The organism is Archangium sp. (assembly GCF_036389735.1).
In the GTDB taxonomy this organism is placed as follows: Bacteria; Myxococcota; Myxococcia; order Myxococcales; family Myxococcaceae; genus Archangium.
The window spans coordinates 1-2,359 of the sequence record NZ_DASVWK010000214.1 but is presented as its reverse complement, the minus strand read 5'-3'; the positions used below and the strand labels follow the sequence as shown (position 1 = coordinate 2,359).

Here is a 2,359-nt window from a genome sequence, read left to right as displayed (position 1 = left end):
AGACGTCGAAGCCCAGCGAGGAGAACTGCAACACCCGGCTGTCCGCCCCCACCCCGTAGGCCCCCGCCTTGCCCCGCGCCAGATCGCACGCGCCCTCGTGCGTCACCACCACGCCCTTGGGCCTCCCCGTGCTGCCCGAGGTGTAGAGGATGTAGGCGGCATTGTCCGGCTGGACTTCTCCCAACGCCCCGCCCGCTTCCGCCTCGCCCACGTCCTCCAGCCGCACCACGCGGACCGCCTCGGCCAGTCGGCACCGCGCCTCCAGGCCCCGCCGCGTCACCACCGCGCACACGCCCGCGTCCTCCGCCATCCACGCCAGACGCTCCGGCGGCTGCACCGCCTCCAGCGGCACGTACACGCCTCCGGCGAGCTGCACGCCCCAGAAGGCCACCACCGCCTCCACGCTCTTCTCCAGCAGCACCCCCACCCGCTTCTCGGGGCCTACCCCCTCGCGCCACAGCCGGTGCGCGAGGCTCCGGGCCCGCGCCTCCAGCTCCCGGTAGCTCAGTCGCTTCCCGCTTCCCTCCACCGCCAGGGCCTCCGGCGTCCGCGCCGCCTGGAGCTCCAACAACCGCCCCAGCCCCTCCACCGGCCCCTCCACGCGAGGGCCCTGGCTCCACTCCTCCAGCACCCGGGCGCGCTCCTCCCCCACCAGCAGCTCCACCTCCTCCACCCGCCGATCTGGAGCCGCCGCCACCGCCGCCAGCAACGTCTCCAGGTGCCGCGCCAGGCGCTCGATCGTCGCCGGCTCGAAGAGGGCCGCGTCATAGGAGAACGCTCCCCGCAGCCCCTCCGGCGTCTGGGTGAGGCTCAACGTCAGATCGAGCTTCGCCTCGGCCCCCTCCTGCTCCACCGGGGACAGCTTCAGCTCGGGCAGCGACACCTCACGGGCGGGGACGTTCTGCAAGGCGAACATCACCTGGAAGAGCGGCGAGCTCCTCATGTCCCGCACCGGCTTCAGCTCCTCCACCAGCTTCTCGAAGGGCACGTCCTGGTGCGCGTAGGCCCCCAGCGCCACTTCCCTCACCCTCGCCACCAGCTCCCGGAACGTCGGCGCTCCCGACAGGTCCGTGCGCAGCACCAGCGTGTTGACGAAGAGGCCAATCAGCCCCTCCACCTCCGCTCGCGTGCGCCCCGCCACCGGCGTGCCCACCACGATGTCCTCCTGCCCGCTCCACCTCCCCAGCAGTGCCTGGAAGCCCGCCAGCAGCACCATGAACAGGCTGCTCCCCTCTCGCTGCGCCAGGGCCCCCAGCGTCTCACTCAGCTCTCGGGACAGCGTCACCGGCACCCGGCCGGCCCTCGTGGACCCGCGGGCCAGGCGCGGCCTGTCCAGCGGGAGCTCCAGCACCGGCGGGCTGTCCGCCAGCCGCCCACGCCAGTACGCCAGTTGTGCCTCCAGCGCCTCGCCCTTGAGCCACTCGCGCTGCCAGCGCGCGTAGTCCGTGTACTGGAGCGGCAACTCCGCCAACGGGCTCGGCTCTCCGCGCGAGAAGGCCCCATACAGCGCCGCCAACTCCTGGAAGAGGAGCCCCGCCGACCAGCCGTCGAAGACGATGTGGTGCACCGTCAGCAGCAGCACGTGCTCCCGCTCACCCAGGCGCAACAGCGTCGCTCTCAGCAGCGGCCCCCGGGAAAGCTCGAACGGCCGGCCAGACTCCTCGGACGCGAGCCGCACCACCTCCTCGCTCCGCTGCCCGGCCTCCAGTTCCGACAGGTCCACCGGTGCCAGGGGCAACCGCAGCGGCCCGGCGAGTCGCACCACCGGCTCGCCCGCCTGGCTCTCGAAGGAGGCCTGGAGGACTTCATGCCGGCGCACCACCTCTTCCAGGCCGCGCTCCAGCGCCGCGACGTCCAGCACGCCCTCCATCCTCAACGCATAGGGGATGTTGTAGGCCGTGCTCCCGGGCTGGAGCCGATCCAGGAACCACAGCCGTTGCTGCGCGAAGCCAGGCGGCAACGGTCCTTCCCGCCCACCCGCCTGGAGGGCCGGTACCACCGGGGTTTCCGTCCCTCGCCCGGACTCCCGTGCGGAGGTGATGCGCGTGGCCAGCGCCCCGAGCGTCGGCGCCTCGAAGAGGGCCCGCAGCGACAGCTCCACGCCCAAGGCCTTGCGCACCCTCGACACGAGCTGCGTGGCCAGCAGCGAGTGCCCACCCAGCTCGAAGAAGTCGTCGTGCCTTCCCACCCGCTCGACACGCAGCAGCTCGCGCCAGAGTCGGGCCAGCTCCGTCTCCGTCGGCCCCTCCGGCTCCACGTACCCCGTGGGGCGCACCGCGGGCACGGACGCGAGGGGCGGCGGAGGCACCGCCCTGAGTCCACCCTCCAGCAAGCGCGGGAGCGGCTGATCCGGCTGAGT

1 protein-coding gene is annotated in these 2,359 nt (G+C 72.7%); it reads right to left on the bottom strand.

Translation table 11 applies throughout. The features are described 5' to 3' along the window. Positions 1 to 2,308 (bottom strand): condensation domain-containing protein (locus VF794_RS08020; protein WP_331108592.1); only part of this gene is annotated, 2,308 nt, incomplete at its 3' end. Between the last annotated feature and the right edge of the window lie 51 nt (positions 2,309 to 2,359).